Annotated in this window: 23 protein-coding genes; 17 read left to right on the top strand and 6 right to left on the bottom strand. The window is 57.5% G+C overall.

Translation table 11 applies throughout. From position 1 onward, the window contains the following. The first annotated feature begins 8 nt into the window (after positions 1-8). Positions 9-914, top strand: a complete 906-nt coding sequence (locus tag G5137_RS15715) for a Dyp-type peroxidase (protein WP_268012429.1) — start codon at positions 9-11, stop codon at positions 912-914. A gap of 90 nt (positions 915-1,004) precedes the next feature. Here the strand turns inward: G5137_RS15715 and argR are convergent, their stop codons facing one another. After that, complete coding sequence (gene argR, locus G5137_RS15710) at positions 1,005-1,475, bottom strand: transcriptional regulator ArgR (RefSeq protein ID WP_005340378.1); 471 nt, start codon at positions 1,473-1,475, stop codon at positions 1,005-1,007. A gap of 201 nt (positions 1,476-1,676) precedes the next feature. On the opposite strand from argR, the gene G5137_RS15705 reads away from it, so the two are divergent. The 6 genes from G5137_RS15705 (at position 1,677) to G5137_RS15680 (ending at position 6,636) form a co-directional block, all read left to right on the top strand. Then, positions 1,677-2,417 (top strand): ATP-binding cassette domain-containing protein, encoded by a 741-nt coding sequence (locus G5137_RS15705; protein WP_005357971.1) that lies wholly within the window; start codon positions 1,677-1,679, stop codon positions 2,415-2,417. Positions 2,418-2,441: 24 nt separating this feature from the next. Beyond that, positions 2,442-3,179, top strand: a complete 738-nt coding sequence (locus G5137_RS15700; RefSeq protein ID WP_421212783.1) for a transporter substrate-binding domain-containing protein — start codon at positions 2,442-2,444, stop codon at positions 3,177-3,179. Positions 3,180-3,182: 3 nt separating this feature from the next. Then, positions 3,183-3,833 (top strand): arginine ABC transporter permease ArtQ, encoded by a 651-nt coding sequence (artQ, locus tag G5137_RS15695; RefSeq protein ID WP_043826111.1) that lies wholly within the window; start codon positions 3,183-3,185, stop codon positions 3,831-3,833. A gap of 3 nt (positions 3,834-3,836) precedes the next feature. Further along, on the top strand, positions 3,837-4,499 hold the full coding sequence (artM, locus tag G5137_RS15690) for an arginine ABC transporter permease ArtM (protein WP_216952846.1): 663 nt from the start codon (positions 3,837-3,839) through the stop codon (positions 4,497-4,499). A gap of 221 nt (positions 4,500-4,720) precedes the next feature. Beyond that, complete coding sequence (gene mdh, locus G5137_RS15685; RefSeq protein ID WP_005340384.1) at positions 4,721-5,656, top strand: malate dehydrogenase; 936 nt, start codon at positions 4,721-4,723, stop codon at positions 5,654-5,656. A 395-nt stretch (positions 5,657-6,051) separates the two neighbouring features. Next, positions 6,052-6,636 carry a tetratricopeptide repeat protein gene (locus tag G5137_RS15680; RefSeq protein ID WP_103251390.1) on the top strand — a complete coding sequence of 195 codons (585 nt, stop codon included), beginning with the start codon at positions 6,052-6,054 and terminating at the stop codon, positions 6,634-6,636. 99 nt (positions 6,637-6,735) lie between these two features. Here the strand turns inward: G5137_RS15680 and hmpA are convergent, their stop codons facing one another. Then, positions 6,736-7,929 (bottom strand): NO-inducible flavohemoprotein, encoded by a 1,194-nt coding sequence (gene hmpA, locus G5137_RS15675; RefSeq protein ID WP_201990764.1) that lies wholly within the window; start codon positions 7,927-7,929, stop codon positions 6,736-6,738. 111 nt (positions 7,930-8,040) lie between these two features. Here hmpA and G5137_RS15670 point away from each other — a divergent pair, with 111 nt between their 5' ends. After that, positions 8,041-8,511 carry an Rrf2 family transcriptional regulator gene (locus tag G5137_RS15670; RefSeq protein WP_005340388.1) on the top strand — a complete coding sequence of 157 codons (471 nt, stop codon included), beginning with the start codon at positions 8,041-8,043 and terminating at the stop codon, positions 8,509-8,511. A gap of 40 nt (positions 8,512-8,551) precedes the next feature. Here the strand turns inward: G5137_RS15670 and G5137_RS15665 are convergent, their stop codons facing one another. Further along, complete coding sequence (locus tag G5137_RS15665; RefSeq protein WP_005348906.1) at positions 8,552-9,832, bottom strand: HlyC/CorC family transporter; 1,281 nt, start codon at positions 9,830-9,832, stop codon at positions 8,552-8,554. Between the two features lie 42 nt (positions 9,833-9,874). Next, positions 9,875-10,666, bottom strand: coding sequence for a cytochrome C assembly family protein (locus G5137_RS15660; protein ID WP_227341902.1), 792 nt, complete (start codon positions 10,664-10,666; stop codon positions 9,875-9,877). 205 nt (positions 10,667-10,871) lie between these two features. On the opposite strand from G5137_RS15660, the gene ffh reads away from it, so the two are divergent. The 5 genes from ffh (at position 10,872) to rplS (ending at position 14,389) form a co-directional block, all read left to right on the top strand. Then, positions 10,872-12,248 (top strand): signal recognition particle protein, encoded by a 1,377-nt coding sequence (gene ffh, locus G5137_RS15655; RefSeq protein WP_005341384.1) that lies wholly within the window; start codon positions 10,872-10,874, stop codon positions 12,246-12,248. A 182-nt stretch (positions 12,249-12,430) separates the two neighbouring features. After that, positions 12,431-12,679 (top strand): 30S ribosomal protein S16, encoded by a 249-nt coding sequence (rpsP, locus tag G5137_RS15650; RefSeq protein WP_216952849.1) that lies wholly within the window; start codon positions 12,431-12,433, stop codon positions 12,677-12,679. Positions 12,680-12,703: 24 nt separating this feature from the next. Further along, complete coding sequence (rimM, locus tag G5137_RS15645; protein WP_005340394.1) at positions 12,704-13,225, top strand: ribosome maturation factor RimM; 522 nt, start codon at positions 12,704-12,706, stop codon at positions 13,223-13,225. A 34-nt stretch (positions 13,226-13,259) separates the two neighbouring features. Next, complete coding sequence (trmD, locus tag G5137_RS15640) at positions 13,260-14,009, top strand: tRNA (guanosine(37)-N1)-methyltransferase TrmD (protein WP_005308699.1); 750 nt, start codon at positions 13,260-13,262, stop codon at positions 14,007-14,009. Positions 14,010-14,041: 32 nt separating this feature from the next. Then, positions 14,042-14,389 (top strand): 50S ribosomal protein L19, encoded by a 348-nt coding sequence (gene rplS, locus G5137_RS15635; RefSeq protein WP_005308701.1) that lies wholly within the window; start codon positions 14,042-14,044, stop codon positions 14,387-14,389. 108 nt (positions 14,390-14,497) lie between these two features. On the opposite strand, the gene G5137_RS15630 is transcribed toward rplS, so the two are convergent. Both G5137_RS15630 and mutH read right to left on the bottom strand, forming a co-directional pair. Then, positions 14,498-14,821, bottom strand: coding sequence for an isoamylase early set domain-containing protein (locus G5137_RS15630; RefSeq protein ID WP_005348910.1), 324 nt, complete (start codon positions 14,819-14,821; stop codon positions 14,498-14,500). 80 nt (positions 14,822-14,901) lie between these two features. Beyond that, a complete protein-coding gene (gene mutH, locus G5137_RS15625) occupies positions 14,902-15,576 on the bottom strand; it encodes a DNA mismatch repair endonuclease MutH (RefSeq protein WP_042084339.1) in 675 nt (224 codons plus the stop codon). Positions 15,577-16,309: 733 nt separating this feature from the next. On the opposite strand from mutH, the gene rppH reads away from it, so the two are divergent. From rppH to thyA, 4 genes are all read left to right on the top strand, one after another. Beyond that, positions 16,310-16,837 carry an RNA pyrophosphohydrolase gene (rppH, locus tag G5137_RS15620; protein WP_005357996.1) on the top strand — a complete coding sequence of 176 codons (528 nt, stop codon included), beginning with the start codon at positions 16,310-16,312 and terminating at the stop codon, positions 16,835-16,837. Between the two features lie 14 nt (positions 16,838-16,851). After that, positions 16,852-19,131 (top strand): phosphoenolpyruvate--protein phosphotransferase, encoded by a 2,280-nt coding sequence (ptsP, locus tag G5137_RS15615; RefSeq protein ID WP_421255642.1) that lies wholly within the window; start codon positions 16,852-16,854, stop codon positions 19,129-19,131. Between the two features lie 67 nt (positions 19,132-19,198). After that, entirely contained in the window at positions 19,199-20,023 is an 825-nt protein-coding gene (gene lgt, locus G5137_RS15610) for a prolipoprotein diacylglyceryl transferase (RefSeq protein ID WP_421202933.1), read from the top strand. After that, on the top strand, positions 20,023-20,817 hold the full coding sequence (gene thyA / locus G5137_RS15605; RefSeq protein ID WP_421255641.1) for a thymidylate synthase: 795 nt from the start codon (positions 20,023-20,025) through the stop codon (positions 20,815-20,817). The genes lgt and thyA overlap by 1 nt, the downstream gene beginning before the upstream one ends. The last annotated feature ends 55 nt before the right edge of the window (positions 20,818-20,872 follow it).

Genomic DNA, 20,872 nt, shown 5'->3' with positions numbered 1-20,872 from the left:
AGAGATATATGAAAGCCCAAGCCGGGATCTGCGCAGAGCCGAATCTGCACGCCCTCTATCTGATGTTCAATCGTACCGGCGATGCCGCCGAACTGGTCGGCCGTCTGGCCAAACTGCCCGCCTTGTGGCAGGCGGTCGCCGCCGATTTCCCTGATGCCGGTTTCAGCGGTCTGGTTGCTGTTGGCTCCGACGCTTGGGATGGTCTCTACCCTGCCGCCCGTCCACCCCAGTTCCGCAGCTTTATGGCGCAATCCGCCAATGGTCAGGAAGCGCCCAACACCCCGTTTGATCTCTTTATCCAGCTGCGCGCCGATCGGGTGGATGTGCTGCACCACGCAGGTCACCGTGTGATGGCACTGCTGGCCGGACTGGTCGAGCTGGCCGAAGAGGTGCGCGGTTTCCGCAACCTGGATTGCCGTGACCTGACCGGTTTCGTCGATGGCACCGAGAACCCGCAGGATGAGCACCGTGCCGAAGTGGCGCTGGTGGCGGAAGGCGAGTTTGCCGGTGGCTCCTACATTCATGTCCAGCGCTGGGTCCATGCCATGAGCGACTGGGAGAAGCTGGCGCAAAAAGAGCAGGAAGACATTATCGGTCGCACCAAGCCCGATAACATCGAGTATGAGTCTGCCGCCAAACCGCTGACCGCCCACATCAAGCGGGTCAATCTCAAGACTCCGAAGGGAGAGTCCATGGAGATCCTGCGCCAGAGCATGCCCTGGGGCACCATGACCGAGCAGGGGCTCTACTTCATCTCCTGCTGCCGCACTCCTCAGCACTTCAACGCCATGCTGGCCAGCATGTACAAGGGGGAGGGCAGCCACTTCGACCACCTGCTGCGCTTTACCAAGGCGGTGACCGGCGCGGCTTTCTTCGCCCCATCGGAAGGTTTTTTGATGGCGCAGGGCAAATAAGCCCGCCTGACGAAGACTCAGAAAACAAAAATCCCGGCCTTGGCCGGGATTTTTCGTTCTGGCGTGACCGCTATGACGCGGTAGCGGCCATTACGGAGTCTGTTCGAACAGCTCGAGGGCGGAGAGGTAGAGCTCTTCGATATCGGTGTCGCTGGTCGGGGTGATGAAGATGGTGTCATCACCGGCGATGGTGCCGAGGATCCCCTCTGCCTTGCCGAGGGAGTCGAGCAGGCGGGCGATCAGCTGGGCTGCACCCGGGCTGGTGTGGATCACCACCAGTGCGCCGTTGTGATCGACGTCCAGTACCAGATTCTTGAGCGGGCTGGAGGTGGTGGGCACGCCCAGTTCCACCGGCAGGCAGTAGACCATCTCCATCTTGGCGTTGCGAGTGCGAACGGCGCCGAAGCGGCTCAGCATGCGCGATACCTTGGACTGGTTGATGTTCTCGAAGCCCAGCTCTTGCAGGGCGGTGACGATTTCTGCCTGGGAGCCAAAGCGCTCTTCTTTCAGCAAGGCTTTAAAGGCCTTGGCCAGTTTTTCTTGCTTGTCGTTGTGTTTCATCTTGGTCTCACGAATGAGGAGGTGTGGCGGCCTGCGCGATACAGGCGGCAGATACGAACAGCGGGGCCATTTTGCATTCATATGCCGTTTTTTGCAAGGAAGCGGCGCTTGTTCTGCATATTGATTCAAAAATGGCTTGCATCAACCTTTATTAGGGATAGAATCGGGATGAAATTTTGAAAACTTATTCAATTGGGCTGTATGGGTATTGAATTAATAGGTATCGAGAAGTCTTGGCACAAGGTGCCGGTTCTGCAACAGGTCAGCTTTCGGACATCCCCCGGTGAAACCTTGGTGTTGCTGGGCCCGAGCGGTGCTGGCAAGAGTTCCCTACTACGGATGATGAATCTGCTGGATACCCCGGATGCGGGTGTTCTGCGGATTGGCGAAAGTGAATTTTCTTTCCCGAACTCCCTCTCTGCTGCCGAATTCAACCGCCAGTCCCAACTGCTGCGCCGCAAGGTGGGCATGGTGTTCCAGCAGTACAATCTCTGGCCACATCTCACTGTGATGGAGAATCTGATTGAAGCGCCGGTCAAGGTGCTCGGCATGAGCAAGGAGGCCGCCATCGAGAAGGGGGCCTACCTGCTGGCCCAGCTGCAACTGGCCGACAAGCGCGATGCCTGGCCTGCCCGTCTCTCTGGCGGTCAGCAGCAGCGGGTGGCCATTGCCCGTACCCTGATGATGGACCCGGAAGTGCTGCTGTTTGACGAGCCGACAGCTGCCCTCGATCCCGAGATCACCAAAGAGGTGGCCGAGATCATCCGCAACCTGAGCCAGACCGGCATTACCCAGGTGGTGGTGACCCACGAGGTCGACTTTGCCCGCAAGGTGGCCAGCCAGGTGATTTATCTGGAGAAGGGGCGGATCATCGAATCCGGCACCGCCGCCATTTTCCAATCCCCGCAAACCAGCCGGTTTGCCGAATTCTTGATGCATTGATATTGAATCGATAAGGAAGCTGTCATGAAAAAGAGTCTGTTGTTGGTTGCTGCCATGGGCCTGTTGAGTACCTCCGTCATGGCCAAAGAGATCAAGTTCGTCACCGAGGCCACCTACGCACCGTTCGAATACCTGGATGACAAGAACGAGTTTCAGGGTTTTGACATCGATCTGGCGCGCGCCATCTGCGAGCAGGCCAAGCTGGAGTGCAGCTTCCACAACCAGGCCTTTGACAGCCTGATCCCCAGCCTCAAATTCCGTCGCTACGATGCCGCCATCGCCGCCATGGACGTGACCCCTGAGCGGGCCGCTCAGGTCGATTTCTCTGACATCTACTACGAGAACTCGGCCGTATTCGTCGCCAAGAAAGGGGCCTTCAAGGGGCCGGAAGAGATGGTCGACAAGACAGTCGGCGTGCAGAACGGTACCTCTCACCAGTCCTATCTGGTTGATAACTGGGTGAGCAAGGGTCTGCTGACCGTGCCGTACGCCAGCTACCAGAGCGCCTTCCTCGACATGATGAATGGCCGTACCGACGGTGTCTTTGCCGATACCGCCGTTGCTGCCGACTGGCTGAAGCAGCACAAGGAGTATGCGGTGGTGGGTGCGCCGGTGACGGATGCCAAGTACTTCGGTACCGGCTTTGGCATCGCGGTCGCCAAGGGCAATCAGGAGCTGCTGACCCAGCTGAACAAGGGGCTGGCCGAGATCAAGGCCAACGGCACCTATCAGAAAATCTTCGACAAATACTTCGCGCAGTAAGCCATGTTGAGCCTGTTGTTGGATGCAGCCTGGATGACCCTCGGGCTGGCCTTGGCATCACTGGTCGGGGGCATGGTATTGGCGCTGGCGTTCAGTGCCGCCGAGCTCAGCAAGCAGCGTGCATTGGTGTGGCCGGTGGCCACCCTGACCACGCTGATCCGTGGTCTGCCCGAGTTGCTGGTGGTGCTGTTCATCTACTTCGGCTCGACCCAGGTGCTGTTCCTCATCACTGGCGAGTATGTGGAGTTCAGCCCGTTCGCCTGTGGCGTGCTGGCGCTCTCCCTGCTGTTTGCCAGCTATGCGACCCAGACCCTGCGGGCGGCGCTCAATGCGGTGCCTTCAGGTCAACGGTTGGCGGCGCTGGCGTTGGGGTTGAGCAAGAGCCACATCTTCTTTCGCATCGTGTTGCCGCAGGCGTGGCGTCATGCCCTGCCGGGCCTCGGCAACCAGTGGCTGGTGTTGCTGAAAGATACCGCGCTGGTGTCGCTTATCGGGGTCAACGAGATGATGCGTCAGGCGCAGATGGCCTCGGCCAGTACCTATGAGCCTTTCACCTGGTATGCCGCCGCCGCCCTCATCTATCTGGCCATCAGTCTGGTGAGTGAATATGGCCTCGGGCTGGCTGCCCGCTACACCCGCCGCTACGGAGGCTAACTGATGCAAGAGTATCTCGTTACGTTGCTGGGCGGTCTGGTCACCACGCTGGAGCTGACCCTGTTCAGCCTGCTGCTGGGGATTGTGTTGGCAGCCCTGATGACTTGGGTGTTGGAGCTGCGCCTGCCGGTGGCGACCCAGCTGGTGCAGCTGTGGGTGCTGCTCTTTACCGGCACGCCGCTGCTCATTCAGATCTTCCTGATTTACTACGGGCCGGGCCAGTTCGAGTGGCTGAAAGCCGGCCCGCTCTGGCCGCTGCTCAAGCAGCCCTGGTTCTGCGCCGTGCTGGCGCTGGGTCTCAACACGGCGGCCTACTCCACCCGGTTGTTCAAGGGGGCGCTCGATGCCATCCCGGCTGGTGAGGTGGAGGCGTGCCGGGCGCTTGGTTTTAATGGCCGCCAGACCTTGTGGATGAAGGTGCGCCACGCCGCCCGTCATCTGGTGCCTGCCTACTCCAACGAGGTGATCCTGGTGCTCAAGGGGAGCTCCCTCGCCAGTACTATCACCATCATGGACATCATGGGGCTGGCGCAGGGGTTGAACGCCCAGACCTACGATACCCTGGCTGTGTTCGGGGTGGCTGGCGGGCTTTATCTGGCGATGAACGGATTGTTAACAATTGGTTTTCGCTGGTGTGAAAAACGGGCGCTGGCATTCCAATCCTGAGACCCTCAGATCTACCTCTTTATGGTAAGGAGAAGTGCAGAAAAACTGTGCTTCTCCTCCAACTTTTTGTATTTCCCTCCAATTTTTGCTCCCGCATGTTTCGTGGCTCACAGAACCCGTGACTGCAACTGTTATCAGATTGTTTTTTATGGGGGGATCCATTAAGGTTGGGCGCACAACAACAAACAACCTTAAACCTACGCTTAAACATGGAGTTGATCATGAAAGTTGCCGTTCTGGGTGCCGCTGGTGGCATCGGTCAAGCCCTCGCTCTGCTGTTGAAAAACCGTCTGCCGGCTGGCTCCGAGCTGAGCCTGTATGACATCGCCCCGGTTACCCCGGGTGTGGCCGTTGACCTCAGTCATATTCCTACCGACGTCGCCATCAAGGGCTTCTGCGGTGAAGATCCGACTCCTGCGCTGGTTGGGGCCGATGTGGTGCTGATCTCCGCCGGTGTGGCACGCAAGCCGGGGATGGATCGCTCCGACCTGTTCAATATCAACGCCGGTATCGTCAAGAATCTGGTCGAGAAGTGCGCGGCCACTTGCCCGAAAGCACTGATCGGCATCATCACCAACCCGGTCAACACCACTGTGGCTATCGCCGCCGAAGTGCTGAAGAAAGCCGGTGTCTATGACAAGCGTCGCCTGTTCGGTGTCACCACCCTGGACGTGATCCGCGCCGAGACCTTCGTGGCCGCTGCCAAAGGGTTGAACATCGACAAGGTACGCGTCAACGTGATCGGTGGTCACAGTGGCGTCACCATCCTGCCGCTGCTCTCCCAGATTGAAGGCGCTTCCTTCACCGCTGAAGAAGTGGCAGCCATGACCAAGCGCATCCAGAATGCCGGTACCGAAGTGGTGGAAGCCAAAGCCGGTGGCGGTTCTGCGACCCTCTCCATGGGTCAGGCGGCTTGCCGTTTCGGTCTCTCCCTCATCAAGGGTCTGCAGGGCGAAGCCAACGTTGTTGAGTGCGCCTACGTTGAAGGCAACGGCGAGCACGCCACCTTCTTCGCACAGCCGGTACTGCTGGGCAAGAATGGCGTCGAAACCGTACTGGATTACGGCAAGCTGAGCGCGTTCGAGCAGGAAGCGATGGAAGGCATGCTGGCTACCCTGAAAGCCGATATCCAGTTGGGTGTCGATTTCGTCAAGTAAGCGGGTCAACCGTGCCAACAAGGGAGCTTCGGCTCCCTTTTGTATTGATGAGATCCGCCCGGCAGGCTAAGGGGATGGGGCTTGGTGCCGATAACAGAGTGCAGCAGGAGATCCTTATGATGAAACCCCTTACCCTTCTCATTCTTGTCGGTACATTCACCGCGCCCCTCTATGGTGCCGAGGCGGTATCGGCTGCCGTATCGAGCGATGTGCCTGCAGCAAGTGCATCGGCACCGACCGCAAGCAGTGCTGCGGTGTCAACGGCCCCTGTCTCTGCTGCTACGCCAGCGCCCTCTGAGGCAGTCCCCGTCTTGCTCCCGGCCGAGCCGGTCACCCCCGTTACCAGCAGTGGCGAGGGGGCCGCGCCGCTGCCAAAACCGGTGGAACCTGCTGCTGTGGTGGCGCCTCCCGCACCTCTGGCCGCTGGCGAGTTGCAGGCGGTGCCACTCTATCGTCAGGACGAGTTGCTCAACTGGATTGAGCAGGGGCGTCACCTCACTCAGGTGAAGCAGGATCGCTGTCAGCTGACTCAGGATATCGAAGCGCGCGCCTCGGTGATGAAGATCCCGGCCTATCAATTCCTCTGGGGGGATATGCTGGCGTGGGGTGTCTGTACCAAATCCAATGCCGAACTCGGGGTGCAATATATGTGGGAGGCGGCCAATCAGGGGTTGGCGCCAGCGCTGGAGCAGCTGGGGCGCTACTACTGGAAAGGAACTTTGGTGCAGAAGGATTTGGTGCGAGCCGAAACTCTGATGCGCGAGGCGGCCAGCCTCGGTTTTCTGCGGGCTCGCATCGAGTGGGTCGAGATGCTGTTGCAGGGGATGGGCAGTCCGCTTGATTATGAGGACGCCTATCGCTGGCTCCATGGCTCCGTCATAGGTGACAAGGCGCTGCACCAGAAGGCGGCGAGTCTGCTCAGCCGTCTTGGCAACCGGATGCCGGCCAACGTGGTGGCCCGCGCCAAGGCGATGCACTGATCCAAAAAAATGACCCACAGATCTGCACCTGTGGGTCCGGTTCCAGCCGCCGTGCCATGACAAGCCGGAACCTCCCTCTGTTATATGGCTGCCTGCGCCTTAGAGATCTTGGTGGGGGCCAAAAACTTCGTAATGGAGCTGCCCGGCTGACACCCCAGCCGCCAGCAGCTGCCGCTTGATCTCTTGCATGAAGCCGACAGGGCCACAGAAGTAGTAGTGGGCCTGCGGCGTGATGCGCTCTTTCACGGCAGTCAGATCCATGGTGCCGGCCAGGTCATAATCTTCACCCTGTACATCGCTGGCCTCCGGCTCCCGATACCAGACCCGGCTCAGCAAGTTGGGATGCTGGCGGGATTTTTGCTGAATATCCTCCCGGAAGGCGTGTACAGCGCCCTGTTCGCAGGCGTGCAGCCAGGTGATCTCGGCCTGATGAGCACTTTCCAGCAGCTGGTTGAGCATGCTCATCATCGGCGTCACGCCGACACCGGCTGAGAGCAGTACCACCGGGGTCTGGCTGTCGGCTTTCAGGTAGAAATCGCCGGTAGGAGGCATCACCTCGATCTTGTCACCCGCCTGCAGGTGATCGTGCAGCAGGTTGGAGACCTGACCCTGCGGCTCACGCTTGACGCTGATGCGGTAATCCTGCCCGTTGGGGGCATCGGAGAGGGAGTACTGGCGGATCTCCTGATATTCCAGCTCGGGGTGAACCAGCTTGATGCTGAGGTATTGGCCCGGTTTGAAGGTCAGTACCGGCTTGCCATCTTCCGGTGCCAGCAGGAAGGAGGTGATGAGGTCGCTCTCGGCTCGCTTCTCCTTGATGATGAAGGTGCGGGTACCTTGCCAGCCGCCATCCTGACTTGCCTTCTCCTGATAGATCTCCCGCTCGCGGCCGATGAAGATGTCTGCCAGCACGCCATACGCCTTGCCCCATGCCTCCAGCACCTCGTCGGTGACCGCACTTCCGCCCAATTCTTTGAGCGTGGCCAAGAGATGACTACCTACAATGTGATATTGTTCCGGCTGGATCAGGAATCCGGTATGTTTGTGCGCAATCCGCTCGACCGCACCGGCGAGCGCTCCCAGATTGTCGATATTCTTTGCATACGCGGCGACTGCATTGAACAGGGCCAGCGGCTGGCCGCCACTGCGTTGGTGGGCCAGGTTGAAGATATCTTTCAGCTCCGGGTTATGGCTGAACATCCGCTGGTAGAAGTGCTGGGTGAGGGCAGGGCCTGCCGATTCGAGCAGCGGAATGGTGCTTTTGATGACGGCAACGGTGGTTTGATCTAGCATAGGGGCCTCGTTCTAATTGAACATATAAAATGTCATTTAATAAGTGGCATCCTAGATGTTTATTTGATTTGAATCAATACTCCACTTTTCGCATCGCGCTAATCAGGTTTTATGAGACTAACCAGTTATACAGATTTTGGATTGAGAGCCCTGCTCTATCTTGCCACCCTGCCGGAAGGGGAGTTGTCGAGCGTTGCCAAGGTATCGGCCCTGTATGGCGTTTCCCGCAACCACATGGTGAAGGTGGTCAATCAGCTGGTGAAGCTGGGCTATCTGCAATCCCAGCGTGGCAAGAATGGCGGTATTCGCATGGCTTGCGATCCCGCCACCATCAATATCGGGCAGGTGATCAGGGCGCTGGAAGGCAATCTGGACGGCATTGACTGCGGCTCGCCCGCTTGCCACATCGTCTCTGTCTGTCTGCTCAAGAGTGCGCTGAAAGAGGCGATGGATGCGTTTCTGGCGGTGATGGACAGCTATACGCTGCAAGACCTGCTGGCCAACCGTGACGAGCTACAGAGGGTGTTTGGCGAGTTGATCCCGACGCTGGTGCTGGAGCCGGATGATGAAGATGAACAGTGAAGAGCTGCAATAGAAAAGGGCTGCCACTGGCAGCCCTTTTTCAATCTTGCGAATCCGACTCCGCTCGGTACGATGCCGGCATAATCCGCGCCATCTTGACCATGTTGTTCTCCACATCGAGGATCTCGATAGGATAACCGGCCAACCGGATCCCGATGTTGGGCTGGGGGATCTCCTCCAGATATTCGAGGATCAGACCGTTGAGGGTACGCGGGCCGTCGATGGGCAGGTGCCAGTTCATCTCCTTGTTCAGCTCACGAATATTGGCTGAGCCTTCGACCAGATAAGAACCATCTGACTGGGGGTGGATCTCGTCGCTTGGCGCAGGCGTCATGGAGGTGGTAAAGTCGCCCACGATCTCTTCCAGAATATCGTCCAGAGTGATTAGCCCCTGAATGTCGCCGTATTCGTCGACGATCAGGCCAATTCGCTCCTTGTTGCGCTGGAATTTGGCCAGCTGCACGTTGAGCGGCGTTCCTTCCGGAATGAAGTAGATCTCGTCCACTTCCCGCAACAGGCTCGATTTGTTGAACTGATCCCTGGCAACCAGCCGCAGGGCATCGCGCGCGTGCAAAAAGCCGACAACGTCGTCGATATTATCGCGATAGAGCAGGATCTTGGTGTGAGCGCAGTGGGCCAGCTGGCGCTGGATGCTCTTCCAGTCATCGTTGATGTCGATGGCGTAGATATCGCTGCGCGGCACCATGATGTCCTCGACCAGCATCTTGTCGAGATCCAGAATACTCAGCAGCATCTCCTGATGACGCTGGGGGATCAGGTTACCCGCCTCATTGACGATGGTGCGCAGCTCCTCGGTGTTGAGGGAGTCATCCTTGTTGGGATTGATCTTCAGCATCTTGAGCAGGCCGCTGGTGATGCCGTTGATCAGCCAGACCAGCGGCGAGAGCGGCACCATCAGCCCCTTGAGGATCCAGGAGGCGGGATAGGCGATCTTCTCCGGAAACATGGCTGCCAGTGTCTTTGGCGTCACTTCACCGAATACCAGTACTACCAGAGTCAGGCCGAAGGTAGCGATGGCGACCCCGAGATCACCAAACAGCCGGATACAGACGATGGTGGCGATGGCGGAGGCGAGGATATTGACCAGATTGTTGCCGATCAGGATCAGCCCCAGCAGGCGATCGGGGCGGGCGAGCAGTTGCTCGACGCGACGTGCGGCTTTGTGTTTGGTCTGTGCCAGATGCCGAAGTTTGTAGCGGTTGATGGACATCAGGCCGGTTTCGGCACTGGAGAAAAAGGCGGAAAGAAGGATCAAGATAACGAGAACAATCAGTAATGTACTCGTTGAGATGCTGTCCAAAAAGGGCTCCTGTTGGATGGTATGGCTAAAAGAGTATAGGTGTCAGCTCAACAGCACTTCTTTGACGAAGCGACTGCCAAAATAGGCAAGAGTCAGGATGAAGCTGCCGATCAGACTGAGAGTGATGACTTTACGGCCGCGCCAACCATAGGTGTGATGGCCCCACAACAGCAGCACATAGACACACCAGGCCAGAATGGAGAGTACCGCCTTGTGTGATTTGCCCTGGGCGAACATGTCTTCGAGGAAGAACAGGCCGGAGGCAATGGAGAGTGTCAGCAGGAACAGACCCGCCGAGATGAGCTGGAACAGCCGCTTCTCCACCGTCATCAGTGGCGGCATGGCTGGCAGGTTGCTGATTTTTCGAGATTTAAGCTGCTTGTCCAGACAGGCAAGCTGCAACGCAAACAGGCAGGCGATCATCAATACCGCATAGGCCATCAGGGCTAGGCCGATGTGCAGCAACAGCTGGGGATGGGCCTCCAGATGGGTGATGTAGCGACCCGGGATCAAGGCGCTGGCAGCCAGCAACAGGGCCGAGAAGCTATAGACTACCGGCAGCAGGATCCAGCCGTTGAAGCGACGGGTGACGCAGGTCATGAAGCAACTGATGATCAGGCTCACCAGCGAGGCGACGTTGAGCATGCTCAGGTTTTGACCGGAATGGGTCACCATTACTTCGCTGGCAACAGATGCACCATGGGCTACCAGTGCCAGTCCCACGCAAGCGAACAGGGGGGTGTACCCGACTTGTTTGGCATTGAGCAGCAGGTGCAGTGAGGCGATGATGGCCAGCAGATAAAACGCCAGGGCCAGAACAGAGATCACGATCATAACCAGGTCGTTGTTACACAAGCATTTAGGGATATAAGAGGAGCAGTATACCTTGCACAAGATGTGCTCGCCAGTTGTGCAATGGCCGATCCGCCCATATATAGGGACGAAGCATAGATGAGCGACGGTGCGGTGAATAATCGTCCTCGCGGCTGCTCTGGGTTATAATGCCCCCTATTTATTACGCCAAGAACCGGAATGCGTCATGTTTGAGAATTTGACTGAAAGACTCTCGCGCACCTTGCGCAATGTCAGTGGCCGTGGTCGGCTGACCGAAGAGAACATCAAAGAGACCCTGCGCGAAGTCCGCATGGCGCTGCTTGAGGCGGACGTCGCCCTGCCGGTCGTGCGTGATTTCGTGGCGCGCGTCAAGGAGCGTGCCGTCGGGCAGGAAGTGGCCAAATCCCTGAGCCCGGGTCAGGCATTCATCAAGATAGTGCACGGCGAGCTGGTCACCGTGATGGGGGAGGCCAATGAACAGCTCAATCTGGCTGCCCAGCCGCCCGCCATTATCCTGATGGCCGGTTTGCAGGGGGCCGGTAAGACCACCACGGTCGGCAAACTGGCCAAACTGCTCAAAGAGCGCAACAAGAAGAAGGTGTTGGTGGTCAGTGCCGACGTCTATCGCCCTGCGGCGATCAAACAGCTGGAGACCCTGGCGGGTGACATCGGCGTCGACTTCTTCCCGAGCGATGCAAGCCAGAAGCCGGTTGCCATCGCGACTGCCGCTATCGATCAGGCGCGCAAGAAATTCTATGACGTGGTGATCGTCGATACCGCCGGCCGTCTGCATGTTGATAGCGAAATGATGGCCGAGATCCAGGATCTGCATGCCACCATCAAGCCGGTCGAGACCCTGTTCGTGGTGGATGCCATGACAGGTCAGGATGCCGCCAACACCGCCAAGGCGTTCAACGAAGCGCTGCCGCTCACCGGTGTCATCCTTACCAAGGCGGACGGCGATGCCCGCGGTGGTGCCGCCCTGTCGGTGCGCCACATCACCGGTAAACCGGTCAAGTTCATCGGTATGGGCGAGAAGACCGATGCGCTGGAGCCGTTCCACCCTGATCGCCTCGCCTCTCGCATCCTCGGCATGGGCGATGTGCTCTCTCTGATCGAAGAGGTGGAGCGTAACGTCGATAAAGAGAAAGCGGCCAAGCTGGCCAGCAAGGTCAAGAGCGGTAAAGGCTTCGATCTCGAGGACTTCCGCGAGCAGTTGGCCCAGATGCGCAACATGGGCGGCATGATGGGCATGCTCGACAAGCTGCCGGGCATGTCCGGCCTGCCGGACAACATCAAGGATCAGATGGATGACAAACTCACCGTGCGGATGGAGGCCATCATCAGCTCCATGACGCCGAAAGAGCGTGCCCATCCCGACCTCATCAAGGGCTCTCGCAAGCGTCGCATCGCTGCAGGTTCCGGCATGCAGGTGCAGGACGTGAACAAGCTGCTCAAGCAGTTCACCGAGATGCAGCGTATGATGAAGAAGATGTCCGGCAAGGGCGGCATGCGCAAAATGATGAGCCAGATGAAGAACATGCTGCCACCGGGATTTGGTGGCGGTCGCGGTCCGTTCTGATTATCCGGAGTTAGGTATTGAGCGAGGGTCTGCGAGTTGCAGGCCCTTTTCATTGCAGCCCTGCGCAAAAAATGGCTGGCTTGGTTGCAATTATTACGAATCCAAGTAGAATTATGCGGCTTATTTTAAGCTAGGGTCCGCGTGTTTGCGGGCCTTGTTCATTAGATGTTAATGAGGACGATATGGTAACCATTCGTTTACAACGTGGTGGCGCGAAAAAGCGTCCGTTCTACCAGGTAGTAGTTGCTGACAGCCGTAACGCCCGCGACGGTCGTTTCATCGAGCGCGTTGGTTTCTTCAACCCGGTTGCTTCTGGTCAGGCTGAAAAGCTGAACCTGGACCTGGCTCGTATCGAGCATTGGGTTGCTACTGGTGCCGCTGTTTCTGAGCGCGTTGCCAAGCTGATCAAAGACGCTGCCAAAGCTGCTTAATCAGCCAAACGGTAAGGAGTTAAGGTGGAAAAACCTGTAGTTCTGGGCACCCTGGGGACCGTTTACGGCATCAAGGGCTGGCTTAAAGTGAACTCCTTCACCGATGTTGCCGAAGCGATTTTCGATTACAACCCCTGGCTGATTAATCAGAACGGGGCGTGGCGTGAAATTCGGGTTTCATCCTGGAAACGTCACAACAAGGGTCTGATCTGCAAACTCGATGGTATCGATGTGCGCGAAGATGCCCTGGCATTGACCAATGTCGAGATCGGCGTACCCGCTGATCTATTGCCTGCGTTGCCTGAGGGCGAGTTCTACTGGCGTGACCTGATTGGTTGCTCGGTAGTGACCACCAAGGGATATGACCTGGGCAAGGTGACCGAATTGATGGAAACCGGCTCCAACGATGTGTTGGTGGTTGAGGCCAATGTAAAAGATGCCTTTGGTGCAAAGGAGCGGTTGATTCCGTTCCTGGAAGAGCAGGTGATCAAGAACATTGATCTGACTGCTCGAACAATCGAAGTTGATTGGGATCCTGGTTTCTAGTTTCCCGCGCTAACACGGGTGCCGGAGGTTTCTTATGTGGATTGGGGTGATTAGCCTCTTCCCTGAAATGTTCCGAGCCATTACCGAGCACGGGGTAACGGGTCGGGCCGTCAAGAGTGGCCTGCTGCAGATTGAGTGCTGGAACCCCCGGGACTTTACCCACGACAAACACCGTACGGTCGATGATCGTCCTTATGGTGGTGGGCCCGGCATGTTAATGATGGTTCAGCCGCTGCGTGACGCGATTCATGCAGCCAAGCAAGCGGCGGGAGACGGGGCGAAAGTCATCTATCTCTCCCCTCAGGGACGCAAGCTGACTCAAGCGGGCGTAACCGAGTTGGCGACGAATCAGAAACTGATTCTGGTAGCCGGTCGATACGAAGGTATCGATGAACGCGTGATACAAACCGAAGTCGACGAAGAGTGGTCTATCGGGGATTACGTGTTAAGTGGTGGCGAGTTGCCTGCCATGACCCTGATCGATGCGGTTTCGCGTCTGGTTCCAGGAGTCTTGGGTGATCAGGCCAGTGCTGAGCAGGACTCCTTTACGGATGGCTTGCTGGATCATCCCCACTACACTCGGCCGGAGGTGTTGGATGGATTGGCGGTGCCCGAGGCGCTGACAAGCGGCAATCACGAAGTGATTCGGCGCTGGCGTCTCAAGCAATCGCTCGGACGAACCTGGCAAAGAAGGCCGGAACTTATTAACAACCTAGCTCTGACTGACGAGCAAGAATCACTTCTTGCCGAGTATGTCCGCGAAGTGCGTGACAGCGTTAAGTAGAGTTTTCAGTTTATCCTAGGTAAGGAAAGACAATGAGCAAGATTATTCAGCAGCTTGAACAAGAGCAAATGCGTACCGACATCCCGGCTTTTGCCCAGGGCGACACCGTACGTGTTCAAGTTCGTGTTAAAGAAGGTGGTAAAGAGCGTCTGCAGGCTTTCGAAGGCATCGTTATTGCCAAGCGTAACCGCGGTCTGCACTCTGCTTTCACCGTTCGCAAGATCTCCAACGGCGAAGGTGTTGAGCGTGTATTCCAGACTCACTCTCCGCTGATCCACAGTGTAGAACTGAAGCGTCGTGGTGATGTTCGCCGCGCCAAACTGTACTACCTGCGCAACCTGTCCGGCAAAGCTGCTCGTATCAAAGAGAAGCTCAACTAATTCGATTCGAATTGGTGTCGGTATGTCGGCAAATAGCTCGACAGGTAGTGAAAAGGCTCGCCAATGGCGAGCCTTTTTTGTATCCGTCTATTGGCTCTCTGGTTGCCGTTACTGGATGACCCGTACCACCGAGTTGTCACGCCCGAAAGGGCCAGGCACATAGTCGTCCGCAGCCCAGTCATTCTCGTAGAGGGTTTCCCCTGCCGGAGTGATGAGCTGGTAGCAATATTCGAAGTACCCCGGGCCGTCGGTCGGCAGATTGAGGGTGGCTTTGAACTCGCCGCTCTTCATGCGTTTCAGCTCGACCGGTTGCCACTGGGTGAACTCGCCGATCAGCATCACCTGTTCCGCTCCTGCAGCCGCCTCTTTCTCTACGGCAAAGGTCACCTTGACCTCGGGCTTGGACTTCAAAAACTGTTTGATCAGTGGCATGACGCCTCCTTGTCTGTGAGTTAAAAATGGTTCCTGTCTATTTTTATACCACCATATGACAAAGATGTTGATAAGGCAGATCAAGTCGGCAAGGCAAAATAGCGTTGCAGCAGACTGTGGGTGAAGTCGATCTTGAGATAAAAGCCGCGGGGCAGGGTCATTATGGGTTGACCATCGCGGCCGATGGCGCGAGTCAGCGCTTTGTTGTTGGCTGCCTTGGGGCGCAGTTGCATCACCTGGCCGTGGCGCGCGCTGATCTGCTCCACTTCTCCCAGCACTATCATGTCCATCAGCTCCTCCCAGTCCTGACGCAGCAGCCGATCTTCCTCTTCATTCGGGCTCCACATCAGCGGCATGCCGACCCGTCGCTCGCCAACCGGGATCTCCCGACTGCCTTCCACCGGGATCCAGAGCACCCGGGAGAGCTTGTTGCGCACGTTGGACTCCTCCCAGCGCTGGCCGCTGACGCCGATCAGCGGGGCGACGCAGACGAAGGTGGTCTCCAGCGGTTTGCCTTGAGGATCCACGGGGATCGTCTTGAGTTCGATCCCCAGCTCCGGGAAGTCCTGCTCCGGCTTGCTCCCTGCGCTGGCTCCCAGTTGCAGCTCGATCAACTGACCGACCCACCCCTTGTCACGGCGCAGGTCTTTGGGCACCGCGACACCAGCCTCGGCGGCCAGCTGCGCCAGGGTGAATCCGGCCATGGCATAGGCGCGGCTCAATAACTCCTGCTCGGATTGGGGATTGCTTGGCATAGTTGGCTCCATCTTGCTCGCCATATTCTAACAGGGGAGGATCCCGAGAAGGATCGCTGTTTTTATAACCGATCCTGAGTGGATAAGATCAAATGCAGAGAGTTTGGGGACTATCATCTCATCATTATGATTTTAAAGGATTTTGTCTATTTTATCGAGTAGTGATCCTGGTCTGGTTTGACCTCTAAATAGTTGTCCAAGGGTTTGTGCATGATGTTACACACAGTTATCCACAGAAATCTTGGATAAGTGGATGAAAGTGGTTGGAGTCGCTGATATGTTACAAAAAATTGTGAATGCCACCCCATTTTTACAGGGTAAACGGGGTAGATATTGTGCCACTCCTGTGGATAATTTCGCCGCGGTGGATCTTTGAGCAGTTGAACTTGTTCACAATCCGGATCATGGATCAGGCTCTTGGGGTAACATGGATCTAGATCCAGTTATTTTATCTCAAGTTCATAAAAAATAATGATTTTTTATATTTAATGTCGCGTGGTGATACGAAGAGTTACTTTTCGCGTACAGTTAAAAAGTACTGTATATACCCGTTTGCTAACAGCTTTATGCACAGCCTGGGTGGGCAACTTGGGGGCGCGGATCCTTGGATTTGTTTATAAGTATGTTTGAAATTGAAAGTTATTCATGAAACAGGGGATTCACTCCTTGTTTGCTGCCACGGAGTGAATGTGGAACAATCTCCTTATAGATTCAGCCTTTATAAGGTGATCACGTGATTGATGGCGACGGATTTCGTCCCAATGTCGGTATCGTGATCTGTAACCGTGAAGGACAAGTGTTGTGGGCTAAACGCTATGGGCAGCACTCCTGGCAGTTTCCGCAGGGGGGGGTTGATGATGGTGAAACGCCAGAGCAGGCCATGTATCGAGAGCTGTATGAGGAGATTGGCCTCAAGCCCGAAGATGTGACCATCATGGCCACCAGTCGTAACTGGCTAAAGTACCGTTTACCCAAACGTCTTGTCCGCTGGGACAGTTCACCGGTCTGTATTGGCCAAAAACAAAAATGGTTCCTGTTACAGCTGAATTCGGGCAAGGAGTCGAGGATCCAGTTCGGCTGTCATGGCCATCCCGAATTTGACGACTGGCGTTGGGTCAGCTTCTGGTATCCGGTGCGTCAGGTCGTTTCGTTCAAGCGGGAGGTTTACCGCCGGGTCATGAAAGAGTTTGCCCCGCTGGCGATGCCAGTGCCGGTAGTGCAGGTCAACAAGAAGGATGGGCGGCGCAACCGCGCCCGTTAAGGAGCACAGATTAGTTGTTAACGGAACTGAGACGTATCGTCGAGAGCATGGCCGAGGCCAATACCCTCGAGCAGGCCTTGCAAGCATTGGTGAGCCAGACCCGGCACGCCATGGCAGTGGACTGCTGCTCCGTCTATGTCTCGGAACCCGAGGTGCGCCGCTATCGCCTGGCGGCTACCGACGGCTTGGCCCCGTCCGCGGTCGGCAAGGCCACTCTGCCCTTCGAACAGGGCATCGTCGGTCTGGTCGGTCAGCGGGAAGAGCTGATCAACCTGGCGGATGCCCCCGCGCATCCCAGTTTCAAATTCCTGCCCGATGTGGCCGAAGAGGCGTTCCGCTCCTTCCTGGGCGCCCCCATCATGCACCAGCGTCAGGTGGTCGGCATTCTGGTGGTACAGCAGAAGGAGAGTCGCCGCTTCGATGAGGGGGAAGAGTCCTTCATGGTCACCCTGGCGGCCCAGTTGGCGGCGCGTATCGCCCAGGCGCAGGCCAAGGGGTGGTTGCAGAAGACCGACTGGAGCAAGCCGCTGCGCGGTATTGCCGGTGCCAGCGGTATTGCCATGGCCAAGGCCTGGGTGTGGCGGCCCCGCAAGGCGCTCTCGTCCATTACCCCGCGCAAGGATGAAAACCATGCCAGCCAGCTGGCGAGGCTGGAGCTGGCCGTGGAGGAGGTGCGTCACGATCTGGAGAGTCTGGCGCTGCGTTTTCGCGAGAGCTACAGCCAGGATTCGGTGGCGATCTTCGATATCTATCTCCATCTGCTGAACGATCCCGGCTACATCAAGCCCATTCGCAACAAGGTAAGCAAGGAGCACTGGACTGCGGTATCTGCGGTCAAGCTCATCAGCGATCGCTTGATCGAGCAGTTCAAGGGGATGAAGGATCCCTACCTGCAGGAGCGCTCCACCGACGTGAAGGATATTGCCCAGCGGCTGATCAGCCGACTGGTGCAGAATGAACCGGAGCATATTTCCATCGGCGAGCCGGTTGTGCTGGTTGCCGACGAGGTGACGGCCACCATTCTGGCGGAAGTGCCCCGCGAGTATCTGACCGGGGTGGTCTCGCTCAAGGGGGGGACCAACTCCCACGCGGCCATTCTGGCCCGCGCCATGGGGGTGGCTGCCATCATGGGGGTCGATCTGCCCCTTGGTGACATCGGTGGTCGCATGTTGGTCGTCGATGGCTACAGCGGCGATCTCTTCATCGAGCCCAATCAGGTGATCCTGACCGAGTATCGTCAGCTGCTGAGCGAAGAGCGGGCGCTCGATAGCCTGGTGCGCAGCGTCGACAACCTGCCATCCGAGACGGCCGACGGCACCAAGGTCTCCCTGCTGCTCAACGCCGGTCTCAGCGCCGATACCGAGATCTCCCTAAATCAGCTGGCGGACGGGGTCGGTCTCTATCGCACCGAGATCCCCTTTATGCTGCAGGAGAGTTTCCCCTCTGAGTGGGAGCAGACTGCCCGCTATCGCGGCATTCTGGAGACCTACCGCAACCGGCCGGTCTGCATGCGGACGCTGGATGTGGGCGGCGACAAGCCGTTGCCCTATTTCCCCATCGTCGAGGAAAACCCCTTCCTTGGCTGGCGGGGGATCCGGATCACGCTGGATCACCCCGAACTGTTTCTGGTGCAGCTCAAGGCGATGCTGCGGGCCAGTGAAGGGCTGGACAATCTGGCCATCATGCTGCCGATGATCAGCAGCGTCAGCGAAATCAAAGCCTCCCGTCGTCTGCTGGATCAGGCATGGCGGGAAGTGTCGGAAGAGGCGGCAAGCCGCGATGCGGTGATCCGCTACCCCAGCCTCGGGGTGATGATCGAGGTGCCCTCAGCCCTCTTTATTTTGCCGGAGATGGCACCGCTCATCGACTTCTGGTCTGTGGGCAGCAATGACCTTACCCAGTACCTGCTGGCGGTAGATCGCAACAATTCCCGGGTTGCCAATATCTACGATGCCTTCCATCCAGCGGTGATCCGCGCCCTGCAACAGCTGGTTGATGCTTCCCATCGCTACCAGAAGCCGGTGTCGGTGTGTGGCGAGCTGGCCGGTGATCCGGTCGGTGTGCTGCTGCTGCTTGCTATGGGTTATCGCCGCTTCAGTATGAACACCCACAACATCGCCCGGATCAAGTACGTGCTGCGTCAATCCACCCTGAGCGAGTTGACGGAACTGATGGCTGATGGCCTCAAACATGACAATCCCCACGTGCTGCGCGGCCTGTTTGCCCGTTATCTGGAAGAGCATGGTTTGGGCGGTTTGCTGCGAGCCGGTCATAAATCGAAACAGAGTGATTGATAATCATGCCTTGTCCCTGCTGACGAATGATCGGAAAATGCGGCTTTTATTTTGACTGGGGCCGCATATGCAGCACGATGGATATTGGGTTTTCTCGCAGATTGATCCCGTAGCATTCAGTTTGGGACCACTATCGGTACGCTGGTATGGTCTCATGTACCTGTTCGGTTTCGCGTTTGCCATGTGGCTTGCCGGCCGTCGTGCCGATGCACCGAACAGCGGTTGGACCCGCAACGAGGTGTCGGATCTGCTGTTTTACGGCTTCCTCGGGGTGATCCTCGGTGGCCGTGTCGGTTACGTGCTGTTCTACAACTTCGATCTCTTCCTCGCGGATCCCACCTACCTGTTCAAGATCTGGACCGGCGGTATGTCGTTCCACGGTGGTCTGATCGGGGTGATCACCGCGATGGTCTGGTTTGCCCACAAGACCAAGCGCCACTTCTTCACCGTGGCCGACTTTGTGGCACCGCTCATTCCGTTTGGTCTCGGCGTTGGCCGGATCGGCAACTTCCTCAACGGCGAGCTGTGGGGCCGGGTCACCGATGTGCCCTGGGCCATCATCTTCCCGGAGGCGGGTCCCGAGCCGCGTCATCCCTCCCAGCTCTACCAGTTCGCCCTGGAAGGGGTGGTGTTGTTCATCATCCTCAATCTCTTCTGGCGCAAGAATCCGCCGCGCGGCGCCATCTCCGGCATGTTCCTGCTGTTCTACGGCCTGTTCCGCTTCCTGGTGGAGTTTGTGCGCCAGCCGGACAGCCAGCTCGGTCTCTACTTCCAGGAGATCAGCATGGGCCAGATCCTCTCCACCCCGATGATTATCGTCGGTGCCCTGATGATTTGGGCCGCCTACAAGCGTCCGCAGTTGTTCGGTAATGCCGTGAAGGAGGCGAAATAATGCGAGCTTATCTCGACCTGATGCAGAAAATCCTCGATGAGGGCACCGTCAAGTCAGACCGTACCGGCACCGGTACTGTCTCCCTGTTCGGCCATCAGATGCGCTTCAATCTGGCGGAAGGTTTCCCGCTGGTGACCACCAAGAAGTGCCACCTGCGCTCCATCATTCACGAGCTGCTCTGGTTCCTCAATGGCGATACCAATACCGCCTATCTGAAGGAAAACGGCGTCAGCATCTGGGATGAGTGGGCCGACGAGAATGGCGATCTGGGGCCGGTTTACGGCGCTCAGTGGCGCTCCTGGCCTGCCGCTGACGGGTCTGTCATCGACCAGATCCAGAAGGCGGTGGATGACATCAAGTACAACCCGGATTCGCGCCGCATCATCGTATCCGCCTGGAACGTGGGCGAGCTGGACAAGATGGCGCTGGCCCCCTGCCACGCCTTCTTCCAGTTTTATGTGGCGGGCGGCAAGCTCTCCTGCCAGCTCTACCAGCGCAGCTGTGATGTGTTCCTCGGCTTGCCGTTCAACATTGCCAGCTACGCCCTGCTGACCCACATGATGGCCCAGCAGTGCAATCTGGAAGTGGGTGACTTCGTCTGGACTGGCGGTGATGTGCATCTCTACTCCAACCACATGGAGCAGACTGCGCTGCAGCTCTCCCGCGAGCCGCGCCCGCTGCCGACCCTAGTGATCAAGCGCAAACCTGACTCCATCTTCGACTACAAGTTCGAGGATTTCGAGATCGAGGGTTATGACCCCCATCCCGGCATCAAGGCGCCCGTCGCCATCTGATAGCAAGGCGCTTCAGGGCGCCTTTTTTATGCAGTTAAATAATTGAAAATTCATT

The organism is Aeromonas sp. 600282 (assembly GCF_049175755.1).
GTDB classification, from domain to species: Bacteria; Pseudomonadota; Gammaproteobacteria; order Enterobacterales; family Aeromonadaceae; genus Aeromonas; species Aeromonas veronii_A.
This window is presented reverse-complemented; position numbering and strand designations above follow the sequence as displayed.